The following is a 20,172-nucleotide window of genomic DNA, read 5'->3' as shown; positions in this document are numbered from 1 at the left end:
CAAAGGACCTCCAAAAATGGAAAAAACTCTCGAGGAACGCTGGTTCCCCTTCTCCACTTATGCCCTAAACGACACGGAACATAAAAAAATATTCTGTTTTCACCATGCAGGAGGTTCCGCAAGCGTATACCGCAAGTGGACTTTCGAAAAGAAAAACACGAATTTCATCTGCATCGAGCTTCCCGGCAAGGGAACTCGCCGCCGCGAACCGTTTGTCGGCGACTTCAAGAAACTCCTCGATCCGCTTTGTGAATGCATCATCAAGGTCACACAAGGAAAACCGTTTATCCTGTTCGGACACAGCATGGGTGCCGCCATGGCATTCTATGTCGCAGAGCACTTGCAAAGCAAATACGGCATCCGCCCGGAAAAGCTTATCGCCGCAGGCCGCCAGGCCCCGCAGGATGAAGATCCGGGAGAATTCAAGACTTACATGGGCGACGATGCGCTTATCCGCGAACTCAAAAAGTACAACGCCACGCCCAAGGAAATTCTTGAAAACGAGGAACTGCTCCACTTTGTGCTCCCAGAAGTCCGCAAGGATTACACGCTCAACGAAAGCCTGATTTACAATGGCGAACGCATTGACGCCCCGATCTACATCAATTGCGGTTCCAGAGACATCGGCGCCACATCCACAATCATGCAGCGTTGGCAAACCGTCACAACAAAAGAATTCAAGGAAAAGGAATTCGAAGGAGACCATTTCTTCGTTTTGAATTCAGAAAAATATCCAGAATATCTCGCTACAGCAGGTTAAAATTTATGTTCACAAACAATCTTGAATGCATCCATTCTGCCGTTTTTGCAAAAGCTTTTGAAACGCCATCAGCGACCGCACTCGTATCGCGAAATGCAGACGGCACTTACAATTACAAAACATACGCCGAGCTTTCTGAAAGCGCGTTGAAAATCGCTTCCACGTTGAAAAAAGCCGAGGTCAAAGCAAAAGACCTCGTTGCCATCGTCCTCCCGAAGGGAATGAACCAGATTTTCTGTACGCTCGGGATTCAGGCGGTCGGCGCAGCATACGTCCCTGTAGGCATACACCAGCCGATGGAAAGGATGCACAAGATTTTTGATGCCGCAAAGATTTCTGCAATCATCACCGATGAAGCACACGCAGAACAAATTCGCAAGGAAAATTCAGCCTGGAAGGTCATCGTCGTCAATGAAGCTTTGCAAAACGCCCCGATGAGCAAGGACGAAATTGTCGAAGACCCGTCTCTCCTCGCCTACATCATTTTCACTTCCGGCACAACTGGCGTCCCGAAAGGCGTGATGATTTCGCATCGTGGCGCAAGCAACACCATCCGCGACATCAACGAACGTTTCAATTTAACAGCCAATGACGCCTGCATGGCAATTTCGGAATTGGACTTTGATCTTTCCGTTTATGACATTTTCGGCATGCTTTCCTTGGGCGGAAAGGTCATCGTCCTCTCTGAAGAAACTAAGAAAGAAGCGAACATCTGGAAACAGATTGCAAGCGATCAAAAAGTGACTTTGTGGAATTCCGTCCCGGCACTTTTTGAAATGTTCACGATTGTCGCAGGCGACAAGGCAAGCACAATCCCGCTAAAAACCGTGATGCTTTCAGGCGACTGGATTCCTCTCCCGCTATTCGGCACGACAAAGAAGCTTTGGCCGAACAGCAATTTCATTTCGCTCGGCGGCGCGACAGAAGCTTCCATTTGGTCTGTCTGGTATGAAGTCAACGGATTGGATCCAGAATGGAAATCCATTCCTTACGGCAAGGCGCTACTGAACCAGAAAATCAAGGTCATGGACGAAAAAGGGCAAGAATGCCCGACAGGTGAAGCGGGTGAACTTTGGATTGGCGGCATCGGCGTTGCCGAAGGCTACTTGAACCAGCCGGATTTGACACAGGAGCGCTTCCCTATTGAAAATGGAGAACGCTGGTACAGAACTGGCGACAAGGTCCGCATGATGCCCGACGGAAATTCTGAATTCCTGGGCCGTCTCGACACGCAAATCAAGCTCGGCGGTTTTCGCATCGAACTCGGTGAAATCGAAAACGTCATCAAGAAAAAATCAAGCATCGTCAACGCCGCCGCAGTCGTCGTTGAAAACGGAGCCAAAAAGGAAATTGTCGCAGCGGTAATTCCAGCACTGAATAAAGAAAAGATTGCCAAATACGATTACAATTTTGTAGAGAAATACGAAGACGACAATTTGCCAGAGCGCACCAACGCTGTCGCAGCACTGATTCACGATATACGTTCCAGCGTCAAGACCATCCCGGAGAAATCAAAGAACGCGTTTGCACTGTGGAACAATTGGCTTTTCAAGAACGGCTTTGAAAATATCCGTCCGAGTGTAGACTCTGATTTTTCAAAAGGATTGAACTGTGCCGAAAATGTCGAACTGCTGAAAAACGTACTTCTCGGCAACCGCCCGGAAACGGACCTTTTAAACAACAAATTTTTCGCTCCAGAAAAACTGCTTTGCGAAAGCGCTCCGTTCAAAGCCTTCATCGGCAAGGCCGTTACGCTTGCAGCCGCTAACGACATCAAGAAAATTGCATTCCTAAATGCGCGTTCCGGGCTTGGCGTACGAGAATTCCTGAATTCCTACGAAAAGAACGGGATGGAAGTTACGTTGTTTGACGAATCCACAGGCATGCTTGACGAAGCCCGTGACACATTGCACAACTGGAAAGATAGTCTTAGATTCAAGCAACTGGACCTCAGCGCCTGTGTACAGGAATTGGATTCTTACGATCTCGTCATTGACGCAGGTTTCTTGCACACATACAACAACCCCGCCGACGCCATCTCCTTCGCCTACATGATTCTCAAAAAAGGCGGAAAGTTCATGGCTCTCGATTTCGAGAATTTCGACCCGGTTGCCATTGTAAGTTCCGCCGTTCTAGAAAGCGGCTTTGCCAAGTACACGCGCTTGCGCCGTTTCACATCGCTCTTGACAGATGAAGAATGGGAATCCATTTTCAAGGAACTGCCTTTCGAAACCATTTCGCTTGAAAACAATTCGCACTTCGTACAAACAATTATTGCTCAAAAATCTACAAACGCCAAGGAAATTCTCGGTAGCGAATTTGATGAATATCTGAAGACGAATCTCGTTCCGTACATGATTCCGTCCAGAACAGAAGTGTTCGTCAAGTTCCCGCTCACGGCTAATGCCAAGGTGGACCGCAAAACCATTACCGCGTATTTGAAAAAGACAATTACCGTCGATGTAAACGAGAACTACGAAGGACGCGAAGGAGAAATCGCAAGCATCTGGAAGTCGCTACTTTCACTTGAAAAAATCGACCGTTACGCCAACTTCTTTGAAATCGGTGGAGACAGCCTCCTGGCCACGCGATTCATCGAAAAAATCCACACGCAGTTCGGTGTCGAAATTTCACTCCGCGAGTTTTTCGAGAATGCGGAATTGCACGACCTCGCCCTTATTTTCGAAGAACGCATCAACGCTCTTGGCGATATCGAAGAAGGAGAAATATGATAGGCATCCTCGGTGCATACGGAAACATCGGAATTTGGGCCACGAGATTCATCAAAGCCAAGAGTTCGCAAAAACTCCGCATTGGCGGGCGCAATATCGACAAAGTCGCTCCTGAAATTCGTGAAGAATTTGCAGACGCAGACTGGGTAAAAGTCGATGTGTCCGACAAGGAAAGCATTGGGCAATTCATAACCGGATGCGATTGCATCCTGGACTGCACAAAGATTTCTGAAAAAGACGCCTTGCAAATGGACGACATCGCCTCCGTTGCAAACGTTCCTATCGTCCACTTGGGAATCGTCGGTTACCGCAAGGGAAAAACCAACACTTCCATCATTTACGGTGCAGGGAGCATTCCCGGGCTTTCTGGACTCATCCCGCAATACTTAGCACAACATTTCGACTCTGTCGAAAAGTGCGATTTCTATTACGGCGGGATCGGTTCCTTCTCGTACACGGCCGCCCGTGATTACATGGAAGGGATTTTCGAGAGCACCAACCATTCCATGAGCTATTGGAAAGACGGTGAATTGCAACCATTCACGCCGACACCAACAAGCCCGACGGATGTCCTGGAAAGTTTTCTCGGAGCATTCAAATCGTTCCCCTACTTTGATGAAGAATCCGCTGCTGTCGTTAAGAAAACCGGATTCAAGGAAGCCCGTTTCCAGATGTGCCTTGGCGGCGAACGCACTTTAAGGACCTTGGATTCTGCAAGATTGCAATACAAGCAAAATCCAGAAAAGACAATCGAAGAAATTTGCCGTTCAACCCAGCTTGACTGCTTCGGAAAAAGCGAAAACACCATTTTCGTTTGCAACATTGACGGAACCGCAAACGGGACCGAATGTCAAAAGCAATTGATCATTTCGGGACTTGCGCCTTCGCAGTTAACAGGTTCTGTAGCCGGCGCTACGGTCATAACGGTCCTAGAAAAAGGACTCCCCCATCAAGAATTTCTTCTGGGCGAAACGGACTTAAGCAACGACATCATCAACAAGCTAAGCAACATAAAATCCTTTTCATGCGTAACAAAGAACGTGAGTGATGAAATTGAAGGAGAAATTTAAAATGCAACGAAAAAAAGTCATCGTGTGCGGAAGCACTTTTGGGCAGTTTTACATCCACGCGCTTCAAAGCATGCCCGAACGATTTGAACTTGTAGGCTTATATGGTAAAGGTAGCGAACGCTCAAAAAAATGTGCCGACACATACGGCATTCCGCTGATTACCGAATTTGACCAGATTCCTCAAGTTGACATTGCATGCGTCGTCATCAGCTCAGGTACAATTGGCGGCATCGGCACGGACCTCGCCATCCGTTTTATGGACAAAGGCGTAAACGTCATTCAGGAACAGCCGATCCATTTGAAAGATGTTTCGCTCTGCTTTAGAGCCGCCAAACGCAACAATGTTTATTACAAAGTCTGCGATCTTTACCCAAAGCTTTCCGAAGTATCGCGATTTATCCGCATTGCAAATGAACTGAACAAGAAAGAATTGCCGCTTTACATCAAGGGAGCTTTCTGCCCGCAGGTTTCCTACCCTGCAATCGACATTCTTTCGCACGCATTGCCCTCCATTTTTTCGTTTGTCGTAGATAGCGTTGCCGATGCTGTTGGTCCCTTCGACATCTTGACTGGAAAACTGGACGACATTCCAATCATGCTGGAATACAACAACCAGGTTTTCCCGGAAGACCGCGACAATTACGAGCACCTGTTGCACAATTTCGCATTCGTCTATGAATCAGGCCGCCTCATTCTTGAAGATACATTCGGCCCTGTTTTATGGAAACCGCGAATGCATATTCCAAAGTCATTATACAATCCCGAAAACCAAAAGAACATGCCGGCCTATATTCTTGAAAATACAATCGAACCGCTAGGCAATTACAGTCCAAAGCACTTTGACCAGGCGCTTTTCGGAGACTGGAAGCTGGGAATCGCAGACAACATCTTGGAGCTGGAATCAATGATCGACAACCATGTTGATTTAGCGCCACTGGCACAACGGCAGATTCAAGTTTCCAAAAAATGGAACGAACTCACAAGCGCCTTCAGCTTTGCAAAAATCATCCACCCGGACGGTCATCATTACATTCCGTCTAACGACATCAAAAAATTTAGCGGGGAGAGTGTATAATGAACAACATCGAAGCCCTCATTGAATCCTTTGAAAAAAAAGGCATCCATCTTTTTATGGATGGAGAAAAGTTACGCTACAAGGCTTCTAAAGAATTGATGACCGCAGAAGTCTTAAGTCAACTGAAAGCGCACAAGGCCGAAATCATTGAACAGCTGAACAAGAGCGCAAACGAAAATACATTCGTCATCGACCGTACACACCGTTACGAACCGTTCCCGTTAACGGACGTACAGTCTGCCTACATGCTTGGCCGCAGCAAGACTTTCGAATACGGCGGTGTTGCATGCCACGTGTATCTCGAAATAAAGTACCAGGAACTGGACACTCAAAAAGTTAGGGACATCTGGAACGCCCTTGTCGCAAAGTACGACATGCTGCACGCCGTCATTAACGAAGGCGGATTCCAGCAGGTACTCAAGGAAATCCCGACTCTAGAAATCCCTGAATGGGATTTGGTAAAGCATCCGGAAAACGCTACCGCTTTTGAAAATTTCCGCAAGGAAATGGGCTGCCGCGCCTACACCATCGGCAAATGGCCCATGTTCGGACTTGCCGTTAGCCGAAGCGCAGAAGGGGCCATCCTTCATTTCTCTATCGAGTTCCTGCTTGCGGACTGGACAAGCATCTGGAAACTCGTTGCCGAATTTGAAGCCGCCTATTTTGACGGAATCGCCGTCTCGGGCGAAGAAGAAGTTTCTTTCCGCGACTACCTGATTGCAGAAAAGAAAATCAAGTCTAGTGCTCGATACGAAAAAGAAAAGAGCTATTGGATGAACCGCATTGCGGAATTGCCCGAAGCTCCAGAACTTCCGAAACTTCCGGCAAACGAATCCAAAGATTCTTTCGGTAGAAAATTCCTGCGCATTCCGGCAGACGCCTGGAACCGCATGAAGGCGCGCGCAAAGCAATACGGTCTCACGCCAACCGTTCCCATACTTTCGTGCTATGCAGATGTTTTGGCAAAATGGAGCCAAAGCAAGCGTTTTTGCATCAACATGACCGTTCTGAACCGACTCCCGCTTCACGAAAAAGTCATGGACATTGTCGGCGACTTCACATCGCTCAGCCTGTTAGAAGTCGATTTATCCAAGCGCGAGAACTTCCTCGTTCGCACACGCAGACTCAATGCACGTCTATTCGAAGACTTGGACAATCGACTTTTCAGCGGCGTCGAGGTCATGCGCGAAATTTCAAGGCAAAGCAAAAAATCTAGTCTTTCGATGCCAATTGTCTACACGAGCGCGATTGGCCTTGCCGATTCAGGAACGCCTCTGCGCGGTGAATTTTCCGGCGGCATATCGCAGACTCCGCAGACATTCATCGACTGTCAGGTGATGGACGGAGCCTTTGGCTTACAGGTCAACTGGGATTACCGCGAAGGTGTATTCCCCGCAGGCGTACTCGAAGCCATGTTTGACGCCTTTGAAAAGCGCTTGCTCGCATTGGCAAATGAAAACGCAGACTGGGAAAACATTGCAGAAATTGCGCTCCCGACACGCGATGCCGCCGAGCGCTTTGAAGCAAACGATACGAAGAAAAAATGGAATGTCCGTTTGCTGCAAGACGACTTTATCGAAAGCGTCAAACGCACTCCGAAAAAAATCGCCATTGACGACGGCCATGTAAAATTCACATTTGAAGAACTTGATGCACGTGCCAAAGTTCTTGCAAGCAAGCTGATCAAGCTCGGCGTAAAGCCACAAGATTGCGTCCCCGTGCTGATGGAAAAGTCATCATGGCAAATCGTTTCTGTTTTTGGCATTCTTTACGCTGGAGCCATTTACGTTCCCATCGCAGCCGCCAAGGCCAAGGGACGTGCCGAAAAGATCGTCAAGAAGACAGGTGCAAAAGTTGCCATTGGCATTTCTACAGACGAAGCACTCCTTGAAAACAAGCTTACGACAATAAATGTTGACACGCTCAGCAATGATGCCACAACCATCGATACAACGACATTCCCGAAGCGCATTCCCGAAGACATCGCCTACATCATTTACACAAGCGGAAGCACCGGCGAGCCGAAGGGCGTTGTCATTACGCATAAAGGAGCCATGAACACCATCGACGACATGAACGACCGTTTCAAAGTCACTGCCGACGATGCCGTTCTTGGACTTTCGCAGCTCAACTTCGACCTTTCCGTCTATGACATTTTCGGCGTTCTCGCTCACGGCGGAACCGTCATATTCCCGACAGCCGAAGATTACATGAACCCCGAAGCCTGGGAAACCTTGATCCACAAGCATCACATCACGGTATGGAATACTGTACCGGCATTGATGAAGATGCTCCTCAACTTTGTAGAAAGCAAGAGTTCTGCAGAACCGCTCCCGTTCAAGGAAGTATTCCTTTCTGGCGACTGGATTCCTGTAGACATGCCCGAAAAGATCCGCAAGTTCGCGCCCAACGTAGATGTCATCTGTCTCGGCGGCGCAACAGAAGCATCGATTTGGTCCAATTACCACCGTTACCATCCAGATGACGGTCTCAAGATTTTGCCGTACGGCCGCCCGCTCGCGAACCAGACCATGCATATTCTGGACGAAAATCTTGAACCGTGCCCGACAATGGTCACCGGGCAAATCGCGCTTGGCGGCGATGGCGTGGCTCTCGGCTACTACCTCGATGAAGAACGCACTGCAGCACAGTTTGTAGACCTTCCAAGCACTGGTGAACACGTCTATTTGACCGGCGACATGGGTCGTTATCTCCCTGGTGGCGAAATCGAGTTCCAAGGCCGCAAAGACAATCAGGTCAAGATTCGCGGTCACCGCATCGAGCTTGGCGAAATTGAAAATGTCCTGCGCGACTATGAATTCATAAACAACGCCGCAGTCGTTGTCGCCCCGGACCACAAGGAAATCTACGCCATGATTGAAACCTTGGCCGGATATTCCGAAGAATCGTTAAAAGCATACTTGGACAAGTTCCTGTTGCATTACATGATTCCGTCCATCATCACGCCGGTAGAACACTTGCCTTTGTCCGCCAACGGGAAAATCGATCGTAAAAAGATCGTCGAATTTTTCGTTGCAGACAAGGAAAATGCAGCCAAGAACAGCACTACAGATTCAAGCGTTCCAACGACTCCGCTCGAAAAAGAAATTCTGGAAATTTGGTCCAAGGCTCTCAAATCGGATAATTTGGGATTGGATTCCAACTTCTACGACTTTGGCGCAGATTCCCTGACCATGGCGCAAGTTGCCACAACGCTCCGAAACGGGATCGCTTCGAAGGTTCCGTTCGATGCACTTTTGAAGCAGATGCTTGACGAACCCACCGTAAAGGACACCGTCAAGTTCCTGACTGAAAAGCCAAAGGATGGAACTTCTGAAAAAATCGAAATGCTCAAGGTCATCCGTTACGGAAAACCAAGCAACGATTGCCTACGCGTTTTGCTGCCCGCCATTTTCTGGAACGCTGACAAGTTCAACATTCTTGTGGAACAGCTCATCCAGCAAGATTTGGGCGAAATTCTTTCCTTCGGTTTGAACGACCTTGAAGAATTCTGCAAGCTGAAGCCAAAGGAAGTCGGCCCGACTCTCGCCAAAAAATTTGCGGAAGCAGCTCTTGCGACAAATTACAAGAAAGTCCAAATCATCACCTACTGCTACATAAGCCCCGTCGGCATCGAAATGGCAGAACGCCTTATCGACAAAGGCATCGAAATCGTCGATTTTGGCATCATTGACGGAAGCCGTCTCGGATTCCAATGCAGGACAAATGCCGTTCGCGACATCTTCTTTGCAGAAATGATCGGCGTTGACTTTAACAAATGGGGACTCGACATTGAAGATTTCGTTGTCAAGTTCAACAAGATGATGGACTCGACCAACAAGAAGATCATCACGGACAAGGATGTCGAACTCTTGTCCAAGGAACTCACTTCTGGCGATAAGCTTGTCGATTTCATGCACATGTCCGATGACGAAAAACTGGATTTATGCATCAAGTACACGAATGCGTTTGGCGAAAATGCCGAAAGAAGCACATTTGAAAGACTTGTGCGCATGTTCAACCAGGGATTCAACGTCATGACGGACTTTACGCCTGCGCCATTGTTCGGAAACTTGAGGTACTTCAAGGCCCACAACGACGACGGCATCTACCGCTACTTCGACATTCTCTACCACGACTGGGACGAGCTTTGCCTCGGTGAATTGGAAGTATCGCCCATTCCAGGAAACCACTTGACCTGTCTCTCGAATCCTGAATACGTCAAGGTTGTCGCAGATAAACTCAACTACAAGAATCTCGCGAGGTAATGCGGCATGGATATTTCACATCTTATTAGCGAATTTGCAAGCCGGGGCGTAACGCTTTGGCTTGACGAAGGCAAGCTTAAGTTCCGTGCCGCAAACGGAGCGCTCAGCGCCGAAGACAAGGAATGTTTAAAGGCCAACAAGGCCGGAATCGTCGCGCATCTCGAAAAAATAGCCGCAGAAGAATCAAACGCATTCCCGCTCTCGCCCATTCAAAAATCGTATTTAGTCGGCCGAGATCCCGTCTACGATCTCGGCGGCATCAATACGCATTACTACATGGAATTGGAAATCGACGAAACGATTGACATTCCACGGCTAGAAAACGCATGGAACGAAGTTATCGCGCATGACGATGCGCTTCGCCTTGTAATTTCTGCAAAAGGAACGCAGCGCGTTCTTGATGCCGCACCAAAATATTCCATTGAAATCGTAGAATTGGAGAATGCGGAACAGCGTCTTGAAAAGCGCAAGGAATGGAGCCACAACATTTACCCGTTAAATCAATGGCCCTTCTTTACAATGCGCATTTCACGCGTTCCAAACTCCAAGGATGTTTTGCACTTCGATTTCGACTGCATGATCATGGACGCCTGGAGCGCAAAGATCGCACTTTCGCAAATGTTCAAGCTCTACTGCGGCGAAATCGTGCAATGGATCGATTACGGATTCAAAGATTATTGCAGCGACTTGATCAAATTCGATAGTCAGCAAGATTATTCGCAAGCCGAAGCTTTCTGGAAATCTAAAATCAATGAATTGGTATGCGAGCCCGACTTGCCGTACGCAAAGCCGCTTTCTGAGATCCACAATCACCGCTTTTCAAGAATTTCTGGAGAACTGTCTGTTGAGGAATTTGCACTGTTCCAGCAGAGATGCCGAGAATACCGCACGACACCAGCGGCAGTCATCAGCACAGCCTATCTAAAAACGCTTCTCGGATTCAGCAAGAACGATTCGCTCACCATCAACTCCACCATATTCAACCGTTTGCCGCTCCACAAGGACATCAATTCGGTCGTCGGAGATTTCACGAACATCGCTTTCATCACGCTTTCCAAGAAATGCAAAAATTTCTTGGAGTGCGTACAAAGTGTTCAAAAGGACATGTGGCAACTCGTGCGTTTCCACACTTACGACGGCACGAAGATTCTCAAGTTCAAGGAAGGCCTTTCGCCGATGCGCGCACAAATGCCCATCGTGATTACATGCGTACTCGAAAACGGCCAGAAGTCCAACAGCGACATGCCCGCCGGACTGCACCAGATTTACGCACTGAGCAAGACTCCGCAAGTTGTGTTGGATTATCAGGTCACCAATTTTGACGGTAGGCTTTCTGTCAACTGGGATTACGCAGAACCCGCATTTGCTCCAGAGACTCTGAAAGAAATGTTTGCATCAAACGTCGGTTTACTCAAAAGACTGCTCACTGAAAAATGGGACGAGGTTTTGTAAATGCTATACATTTTCACAGGAACAGAATCTTTTACGGAACTAGACTTGGCCGGATTATGGCCATTGCTAAGCGAACAGCGAGCCAAGCGAGTTGACAAGTACCGTTATTTCAAGGATCGCAAGCTTTCGGCATTGGCATACATCCTCTTGCGTTACGCTTTAATCCAAGAAAAAGGCATTGACGAAAAAGTCGAATTTGAATTCGGCCCTTACGGAAAGCCGTTTATTAAGGGAATGCCGGAACTGCAATTCAGCTTATCGCACTCCACCGAAGGTGTCGTTTGCGCTCTCGCAAGTTCACCCGTAGGCGTTGACATCGCAGACATCGACCCCGCCAACCTCGATTGCATTAAAAGCGCAATGCACCCCTCTGAACAGCATGCCATAAAAAACTCGAATGACAAAGCACGCACTTTTGCCCGTTTCTGGTCGATGAAGGAGAGCTTCCTCAAATACACAGGCACAGGAATCGACAACAACATCGCAAGCCTTGATTTTTCGGACTACGATGAAAACCTGTTCGATTACAGATACGCCAAGATGCAGGTTGTCGATAGCGAGAAATCGGTCATCACCGCTTACTGTGCAGAACTTTTGCCAGTCAACATCCTCACCAAAATTGATCTTTTCGACTTTTTAATAGGAGAACCCCGCAATGCAAAACTTGCCCTCGCTTAATCAAAAACTGAAAGAATATCTCGAAGATAATAACTCTAAAATCACGCTCATCAAAAGTGAAAAATATACCTTATTTTCAAAAGGCGATCTAAAGCAGGGCATCATCAGAGCACGAAACGCTTTTTTAAATGCAGGCGTAAAGCAGGGAGATATCGTAATTTTCCAGATTAACAGCTCTGCAAAAAAGGCGTTCCTTTCCAACTTTTTCGCTCTAGTTTCACTAGGAGCCGTCCCCGCTTTTCTGACAGCATCGCGAAACCGCGACCAGGTCCATCGTTTAAAAAATGTAGCACAAAGTAATCCAAAATCATTCATTGTCGCCGACGATGAGACTCTGCAATTTATCAAGTTCCTATGGGAAGACATTGACGAGAAGCGCCTCATCATCACTCACGAAGAAAATCAGGATGATTTTAAAACAGCAGAATCCGATATCGCTTATGCCGATGTAAAGCCCTCGGACAACGTCCTGATTCTTTACTCTTCAGGCAGCACATCTGACCCGAAGGGTGTCGTGATGCAAAACGAAAGCTTCTTGAAGATGATCAAGAGCCTTGAAATTGCGCTTTCGTTATCAGAAAAAGACAAATGGTTGATCTGGCTCCCTCTCGAACACGTCTTTGGAATTCTCGCCGGCGTTGTACTTCCAATGTACTCCAAGTCAAATGTAGTCCACATGGATGCAGGCGACTTTATTCAAAATCCTAAATCCTGGCTTGATGCGATCCACCAGACAAGAGCAAACAAGAGCGCGGCGCCCAATTTTGCCTACCCCATGATTTTAAAAGCCCTTGACGGTTCCGAGAACTGGGATTTGTCCTGCATCGACTTCATCCTTAACGGTGGTGAGCCCTTATCGCGTAAAGTTGTAGAAGTCTTCGAAAAGACTACTGAAAAGTTCAAATTGAAGAAAAAAGCCATAGCCCCTGTATACGGCTTGACAGAAGCCTTGGGCGGCGTCTGCCTGAACATAAAAGCCTGCTATCCAGAAATCGACTTAAACCAGCTGAAATCAGGAATTGACTTTGACTTGACCACGATCAAGCGTGGCGACATGGATTTGATCAGCCAGGGATTTGCAATTCCCGGTATGGAAATTGGCATTTTCGACAGCGAAAACCATCGACTTGAAGAATTGACCATTGGAGAAATCCATATTAAAAGCGAAGCATTATTTTCTGGCTACTTAAACCTCGATTCTTCAGGTCTTTTTGTCGATGGCTGGTTTGATACAGGAGATTTGGGATTTCTGTACATGGACATGCTTTATGTCGTCGGCAGAAAAAAAGACATGTTCTTTATCCATGGCAAAAACGTCTACCTTCGCGACATTGAACAAGTTGTTGAGAAAAAATTCAGCTATCGAGTTGCGGCCTGCGGCGAAAACAATTCTCAGACGGGTGAAAACGCAGTCTACCTGTTCATAGAAACAGCAAACACGGACGAAATACCGATTCAAAAAATAAAGAACTTCGTCTTTTCGGAAATGGGATTTTCATTAAAGGAAGTCATTCCCATCAAGCAGTTTATCCGAACCGCCCTTGGAAAAATTGCAAAGCAAAAGACTCTTGAAGCTTATAAAAACGGGAAAATTTAAGGAGTTTACATGTCTCAGTTTACATCACAAGAAATATACGATTCTATTGAAAAGTTTTTAAATCAAAAAATTTCCAGAGAAACCTCGCTGTATGAAGTCTTTGAAGATTCCATCCAGATGTTCCGATTTTTGGGCGAAGCCAAGGAAACTTTCGGAATCGAATTCGGCATGCTAGATTTGGTTAAAGCAGAAACAATCGGTGACTTGGTGGATAAAATCCAGGAAAAACTCGGCAAAGGAGCCGATGTCGAAAAAAAAATCCCCTTGACGCCAATGCAGCAGTCCTACCGTCTAGGGCGTGAGCAGAATTTCCATGGTTCTGTTAATTCTACTCATTTTTATTTTGAAGTAGAACACGCTCTAGACATTGACAAAGCCGAAGATTGCATTCGTAAGCTCATCGAAAAGCACGAAGCGCTCCGTGCATTTGTCGAAGACGAAAACCAGTGCATCCTCGCCAAGGATATCAGCAAGAATTTCAAGATCGTACGCGAAGCCGTTGCGGAGAGCGATTTAAAGCAACACCTCGATCAAAAGCGTTTACGCGCACAAACCGAAATGCGCGATCTCGGCAAATGGCCGCTATTTGACATTACGAACATTACAACCGAAAAGCGTTCCATTGCCGCCGTCGATCTAGAACTCATGTTCGTTGACGGGTTAAGCACACAGGGACTCGCCTCGGAATTTCTGTCGCTCTATCACGAAGGCGTCTTGCCATCATTTGACTTTGAAAGTAATCCGCAATACGTTGAATGGATCAAGTCCCGAAAGGACAGCGCAAAGCACGATCGCGACGCTGAATTCTGGCACAGTCTCGAAGCCGATATTCCCGCAGCGCCGAAGTTCCCCGTTATAAGCGCAAACGACAACGAAGCCAACATCTGCAACCGCGTCCAAAAAATATTCAGCAAGGAAACGCTCCGCAAAATGGAAATCACCGCCCGCAAAAACGGCGTCACTTCCAGCGTAGTTCTCTTCTACCTTTACTTGAAAACGCTCGCAAGATTCAGCGAAAGCGGAGATTTTTCCGTCAACATCACCATGCTCAACCGTCCTTACGGCATTGAAGGCATGGACCACATCATCGGCGATTACACAAGCAACGTCATCTTCGACTTTTCTGCAAAATCGCTTGACGGCCTGAATGTCCGTGACACGCTCCAGAGAGTTCGCGACCGCATGTACGAACGCATCGACCACAGCGCTTACGAAGGCGTCGAAGTCATTCGCGACTTGATCCGTCAAAAGCAGATCGACAAAGACAATCCGATGCCGATTGTCTTTACAAGCATGCTCTTCGGCAAGCTCCCTGAACCGCAAGGTTTGCAGGTAAATTACATTCAATCGCAGACATCCCAAGTCAGCATCGATAACCAGATCAGCAAAACGCACGATGGCGGACTCTTGATTTCATGGGACTATCTCGAAAAGATTTTCCCGAAAGATTTCATCGCCGAGATGTTCCAATTCTACAGCGAATCCATTGAAGAATTTGCAGCAAGCGCCGACTTCGCAAGCCCAGCCATCAATGTTGAAAAAAGAGTGGAAGCTTACAACAGCACTGCAAAGACATTCAGCATTGAGCATCCGATCGCATACTTGCAGCGTTCCTTTGCAAAGTTCCGCGACAACATCGCATTGCAAGATGGCGTCATGACGACCATGACTTACGCTGAACTCGAAGATTCTGTACGCAAGGCCATGTTCATGCTCAAAATACAGGGCGTGACATGCGGCGATTCCGTCGCCATTCTCTCGCAAAAGAATTTCTCGACCGTCATCACAATCCTTGCCACGATGGGACTTGGCGCGACATACATTCCCGTTGACGCCAAGTGGCCCGAAGACAGAAAGGATTACATTGTCAAGAATTCCAATTGCAAGCTGTTGGTAGAACCGCAAAAACTTGTAGAATCGCCAACCCGCGAACGCGCCGATTTTGCGCCGAATCCAGACCTCAATGCCACCGCTTACGTCATTTACACTTCCGGAAGCACAGGCGTCCCGAAGGGAGTGCTCATTTCGTATGCAGCAATGATGAACACCATCATCGACATCAACGAGCGCATGGGCGTAAACGAGAACTCCACAATTCTCGGACTTTCTTCGTACTGCTTCGACCTTTCCGTGTACGATATCTTCGGCACATTGATTGCTGGCGGCAAACTCGATATCGCAAAAGACATTCGTGAAACCGATGAAATCCGCAAGTTCATGGACAGTTCCAAGAATATCTTGTGGAACTCCGTCCCTGCCGGCATGGAACTTTTCATCGACAGCCTTGACGATTCCTACACTAACAGCGAACTCAAATCTGTCCTACTGAGCGGCGACTGGATTTCCGTTTCGCTCCCAGAACGCATCCGCAAGCATTTCCCCAATGCCCAAATTTACAGCTTGGGCGGTGCAACAGAAGCTTCCATTTGGTCCATCTACTTCCCGATTGTGCAAGTGGATCCATCATGGCAAAGCATTCCTTACGGCTACCCGCTTGCAAACCAGACAATTTACGTTCTGAACGAATCGCTTGAAATCTGCCCGCCCGAAGTCCAAGGCGAAATCTATATCGGCGGCGTGGGCGTCGCTCAAGGTTACGCCAACAGCGAAGAAAAGACGAAGGCCGCATTCATCGACCATCCGAAATTCGGTCGCATTTACAAGACCGGGGATTTCGGGCGTTTTTCGACAAACGGCTATGTCGTATTCCTCGGCCGCAAGGACAGTCAAGTCAAAGTCGGCGGCTACCGCATTGAACTCGGCGAAATCGAGCAGCGCATGAACGCCATTGCATCCGTCGATAGCGCCATTATCGTCCTGGATACGAACAAGAAAATTGTCGCATTCTACACCGGTACGCAACAGGACAAGGAATGGTTCAAGAACGAGCTTTCTCAGTTCCTGCCCGCATACATGATTCCGCACAGGTTCATCCACCTGGATGCAATGCCTTTATCTTCCAACGGAAAGCTCGACCGCAAAACGCTTATGCAGAATCTCTCCGCAGGCACTACGGCCACAGCAAATGCGGCTGAAACCAAAGCTGCAGTGGTCCTCACCGAAACGCAATCCGTGATTATCGACATCTGGAAATCGGTTCTCGAACTCAAGGAAATCGATTGCAGTCTCGACTTCTTCGAACTCGGCGGCGATTCCATCAAGGCTCAAAGAATCGCACAGCGCATTGACCAGAAATACGGCATCCGCGTCCCGTTCGTTTCCGTTTTGAATGCACAGAACGCTAGGGACTTTGCCGAATCCGTCGAAGACATGATTGTTCCCAAAAGTGCAGCCGACGCGCTTTCCGCCACGGATTCTGGCGAATCCGGCAAAGGCAGAGAATTCCCGATGACAGGCGTTCAGCTCGCCTACCTGAACGGGCGAAACGAGCACTTTGAACTCGGCAAGTACAACGCGCATTATTACTTCGAAATCGAATCGCAATACACTGTTCCCGAAATCGAAAACGCCATCCGCAAAGTCGTAAAAAAGCACGACGCATTCCGCGCAATCTTCCTCCCCAACGGTACGCAGAAGGTTCTCACCGACGTTCCCGATTACAAGATGGAAGTCGTGAAATGCACCTCGGCAGAACGTGAAACCGAGACACTCAAAATCAGGAACGATCTTTCGCACCACATATACAAGCACGACGAATGGCCACTATTCACCTTCAAGGCCGTCGATTACGGCGAAGATACCCGCACCGTTTTCGTGAGTTTCGACTTGATGGTTTGCGACGGCGACAGCATGCAGATTTTCTTCTCGGATCTGGGACGCATTTTGCGCAAGCAGCCGTTCGAAGAACGCATCGGCTACTCCTACGAGCGCTACGTCCGCGACCTTTCCCGTTCTCGCGATGAAAAGCGCTATGAAGAAGATAAGGCGTATTGGATGGAACGATTGCCGACATTCCCCGAATACCCGCATGTGCCGCTTGCGCAAAAAGTTTCGGATTGCACCGAATACACAATCGTACGAAAGCAAGATGTTATCTGCAAAAAGACCTGGAGCAACTTCAAGAAGGTCGCCAAAGAGCATCGCATTTCGCCGTCAGCACTGCTTTGCACCATCTACGCCAAGGTTCTTGAACGCTGGAGCAACCAGCAAGACATGGTGCTGAACCTGACCGCATTCGAGCGCAAGCCGTTCCACAAGGACGTCGAAAAAATCATCGGTGACTTTACGAAGCTCTTGCCACTCGCACTTTCGATGAACGAAAACGACTTGTGGAAACAGGCTTCCGACGTGCAGACGCGCATCATGGACGGTCTTGAGCACTTGTCTTACGACGGCACCGAAATCATGCGTGAACTCGCCAAATCAAGGAACCAGTTCGGCAAGGCCATTTTGCCCGTGGTCTTCACCTGCGTCTTGTTTGACGCGCCAGAAAACTACTATGAAGTTCTTGGCAAGTTGCGCTATTCCATTTCGCAGACTCCGCAAATTTTCATTGACAACCAAATTGGAGAAATGGGCAAAAAGCTCTATGTGACCTGGGATGTCGTCAAGGAAATTTTCGAGCCTGAAATCATCGACCAGATTTTCAAGGACTTTGTCGAAAACATCCGTTACATCGCCAACGGCGAAAACAAGCTCCATTTCCCGGAACTCAAGAACGTATGGAATAACTACAACCCCGCTGTCGGTGCAACTCCTGTAAAAACGCTGCATGGGCTTGTCAATAACGCCATGCAGAACTTCAAGGACCGCACGGCCGTTGTCGGGAAAGATTCAGCGTTTACCTACGCGGAACTCGACATTCTTTCGAACCGCATCGCCAATTACCTCCACGATAACGGAGTCATTCGCGGTGACCGCGTTGCCGTTCTCGGCGAGCGCATCCCGGAAACAATCGCAAGCATTCTCGGCATTCTCAAGGCAGGCGGCGTCTACGTTCCAATCGATGTTTCGTACCCAAAAGAACGCGTAGACTTCATCATGCAAGATGGCAACTGCAAATTCCTGCTGAAAAAGTCCTATCTCGAATCCAAGGGAATCTTAAGCTACAGCAACAAAGCACTTCCGGCAATCAACACGCCCAAAGACGAAGCCTACATCATCTACACATCCGGTAGCACAGGCAAGCCCAAGGGCGTCATCATGCAGCACGGGGCGACCGCAAATACGATTATCGATGTCAACGAACGACTCGCCCTCAACGAAAACGACGCGCTCATCGGCATTTCTTCGATTTGCTTCGACCTTTCCGTGTACGACATATTCGGCGCTCTCAGCAGCGGCGCAAAGCTCGCTTTAGTGAGCGACGCGCGCGACATGCGCGAAGTCTGCGAAGTTCTCAGTACACAGAACGTGACCGTCTGGAATTCTGTCCCCGTGCTTTTCGACATGGCGATGAAACACCGCATTTCTGCAAACGATTCAAGGAATCTTTCGCTCCGCAAGGTCCTCCTTTCGGGCGACCGCATCCCGCTTGACATTTGCACAACATCAAAGAATGCAGGCTGCAAGGCAGACCTCATCAGTCTCGGCGGCGCGACCGAAGCGGCCATCTGGTCCATCATCTACCCATTCAGCGAAGTACGCCCGGAATGGGACTGCGTACCTTACGGCTACCCGATGAAGAACCAGACATTCTACGTGCTCAACGCTGACTTGAAGCCCTGCCCGCCAGAAGTCCAGGGCGACCTCTACATTGGTGGCGTGGGTCTTGCCAAAGGCTACAACAACGATCCCGAAAAGACAAGCAAGGCATTCATCAACCATCCGAAACTTGGCCGCATCTACCGCACCGGAGACTTGGGCAAGCTCAAGACCGAAGGTTACATCGAGTTCCTCGGGCGTTCCGATACGCAAATCAAGCTCAACGGATTCCGCATTGAACTCGGTGAAATCGAAGCCGCATTGATGCACACGGGACTCGTCACACGAGCCGTCGCAGCACTCAAGGATGTCCCAGGGAGCGGCAAGCAAATCATCGCCTATGTTCTCGGCGCCAATATCGAAAATGCAGAAGCAACGCTCAAGAGCGAAATATCCAAAACGCTCACGGGTTATATGATTCCTTCAAGAATCGTCACGATGGAATCCTTCCCGCTTTCTGCAAACGGCAAGGTTGACAAGAAGCAGCTCCCGATTCCGGAAGCGCCCATTGCAGCGGTCGCACAAAATGCAACAAGCGCAACCGCAAACGAGAACATCTCCGATGAAGAAAAAGCAATGCTTGAACTCTGGCAAAGCGTTTTCGAGAATCCGGGCATCACGCTTGACGATGACTTCTATTCTATCGGTGGTGATTCCATCACCTTGATGAAACTCGTCGATAAGATTGCACTAGACCTCAAGAAGACCGTAAGCATCGACCAGATTCTCCAAGCAAAGAGCATCAGGGAATTCATAACTCTCATCTATTAGCAAAAAGCTCTCCTTAGTAAAAATCAGCGTCGGGTACAAAGCCCGGCGCTTCTTGTTTCAGCACTGGCCCAGCATTCACCATAAAAAATATGACGCACCGTTCGGCACGTCATACTTTTTCTTCTATGGGAGTCTGGATTTTTTAGAAGATCATAAGCCTAAATA

9 protein-coding genes are annotated in these 20,172 nt (G+C 48.3%); all 9 read left to right on the top strand.

Annotation, left to right across the window (positions count from 1 at the left end; all coding sequences use genetic code 11):
- The first annotated feature begins 16 nt into the window (after nucleotides 1–16).
- The 9 genes from B7990_RS08635 to B7990_RS08595 are packed head-to-tail and all read left to right on the top strand — an operon-like array spanning nucleotide 17 to nucleotide 20,007.
- Entirely contained in the window at nucleotides 17–760 is a 744-nt protein-coding gene (locus tag B7990_RS08635) for a thioesterase II family protein (RefSeq protein WP_088640573.1), read from the top strand.
- A gap of 5 nt (nucleotides 761–765) precedes the next feature.
- A complete protein-coding gene (locus tag B7990_RS08630) occupies nucleotides 766–3,492 on the top strand; it encodes an amino acid adenylation domain-containing protein (protein WP_088640572.1) in 2,727 nt (908 codons plus the stop codon).
- Nucleotides 3,489–4,562: a hypothetical protein gene (locus B7990_RS08625; protein WP_088640571.1), complete on the top strand. Its 1,074-nt coding sequence runs from the start codon at nucleotides 3,489–3,491 to the stop codon at nucleotides 4,560–4,562. Before B7990_RS08630 ends, B7990_RS08625 begins: the two co-directional genes overlap by 4 nt.
- A gap of 1 nt (nucleotide 4,563) precedes the next feature.
- On the top strand, nucleotides 4,564–5,637 hold the full coding sequence (locus tag B7990_RS08620; protein WP_176407265.1) for a Gfo/Idh/MocA family oxidoreductase: 1,074 nt from the start codon (nucleotides 4,564–4,566) through the stop codon (nucleotides 5,635–5,637).
- Nucleotides 5,637–9,905 carry a non-ribosomal peptide synthetase gene (locus tag B7990_RS08615; protein WP_088640569.1) on the top strand — a complete coding sequence of 1,423 codons (4,269 nt, stop codon included), beginning with the start codon at nucleotides 5,637–5,639 and terminating at the stop codon, nucleotides 9,903–9,905. Before B7990_RS08620 ends, B7990_RS08615 begins: the two co-directional genes overlap by 1 nt.
- Before the next feature lie 6 nt (nucleotides 9,906–9,911).
- Nucleotides 9,912–11,357: a condensation domain-containing protein gene (locus B7990_RS08610; protein ID WP_088640568.1), complete on the top strand. Its 1,446-nt coding sequence runs from the start codon at nucleotides 9,912–9,914 to the stop codon at nucleotides 11,355–11,357.
- Nucleotides 11,358–12,035: a 4'-phosphopantetheinyl transferase superfamily protein gene (locus B7990_RS08605; RefSeq protein WP_088640567.1), complete on the top strand. Its 678-nt coding sequence runs from the start codon at nucleotides 11,358–11,360 to the stop codon at nucleotides 12,033–12,035. It abuts the gene before it with no gap.
- Nucleotides 12,013–13,632 carry an AMP-binding protein gene (locus tag B7990_RS08600; RefSeq protein WP_088640566.1) on the top strand — a complete coding sequence of 540 codons (1,620 nt, stop codon included), beginning with the start codon at nucleotides 12,013–12,015 and terminating at the stop codon, nucleotides 13,630–13,632. Before B7990_RS08605 ends, B7990_RS08600 begins: the two co-directional genes overlap by 23 nt.
- A 9-nt stretch (nucleotides 13,633–13,641) precedes the next feature.
- Nucleotides 13,642–20,007, top strand: a complete 6,366-nt coding sequence (locus tag B7990_RS08595; protein ID WP_088640565.1) for a non-ribosomal peptide synthetase — start codon at nucleotides 13,642–13,644, stop codon at nucleotides 20,005–20,007.
- The last annotated feature ends 165 nt before the right edge of the window (nucleotides 20,008–20,172 follow it).

Origin of the sequence: Fibrobacter sp. UWB4 (genome assembly GCF_002210345.1) — a bacterium.
Taxonomy (GTDB): domain Bacteria; phylum Fibrobacterota; class Fibrobacteria; order Fibrobacterales; family Fibrobacteraceae; genus Fibrobacter.
Note: the sequence above shows the minus strand (reverse complement) of the source record. Positions and strands in the feature narration are given on the sequence as shown.

What these genes read in the sequence shown, in the direction of transcription:
- B7990_RS08595 (WP_088640565.1), top strand. Translation starts at nt 13,642, where the DNA reads ATGTCTCAGTTTACATCACAAGAAATATACGATTCTATTGAAAAGTTT.
- B7990_RS08625 (WP_088640571.1), top strand. Translation starts at nt 3,489, where the DNA reads ATGATAGGCATCCTCGGTGCATACGGAAACATCGGAATTTGGGCCACG.
- B7990_RS08615 (WP_088640569.1), top strand. Translation starts at nt 5,637, where the DNA reads ATGAACAACATCGAAGCCCTCATTGAATCCTTTGAAAAAAAAGGCATC.
- B7990_RS08635 (WP_088640573.1), top strand. Translation starts at nt 17, where the DNA reads ATGGAAAAAACTCTCGAGGAACGCTGGTTCCCCTTCTCCACTTATGCC.
- B7990_RS08620 (WP_176407265.1), top strand. Translation starts at nt 4,564, where the DNA reads ATGCAACGAAAAAAAGTCATCGTGTGCGGAAGCACTTTTGGGCAGTTT.
- B7990_RS08630 (WP_088640572.1), top strand. Translation starts at nt 766, where the DNA reads ATGTTCACAAACAATCTTGAATGCATCCATTCTGCCGTTTTTGCAAAA.
- B7990_RS08600 (WP_088640566.1), top strand. Translation starts at nt 12,013, where the DNA reads ATGCAAAACTTGCCCTCGCTTAATCAAAAACTGAAAGAATATCTCGAA.
- B7990_RS08610 (WP_088640568.1), top strand. Translation starts at nt 9,912, where the DNA reads ATGGATATTTCACATCTTATTAGCGAATTTGCAAGCCGGGGCGTAACG.
- B7990_RS08605 (WP_088640567.1), top strand. Translation starts at nt 11,358, where the DNA reads ATGCTATACATTTTCACAGGAACAGAATCTTTTACGGAACTAGACTTG.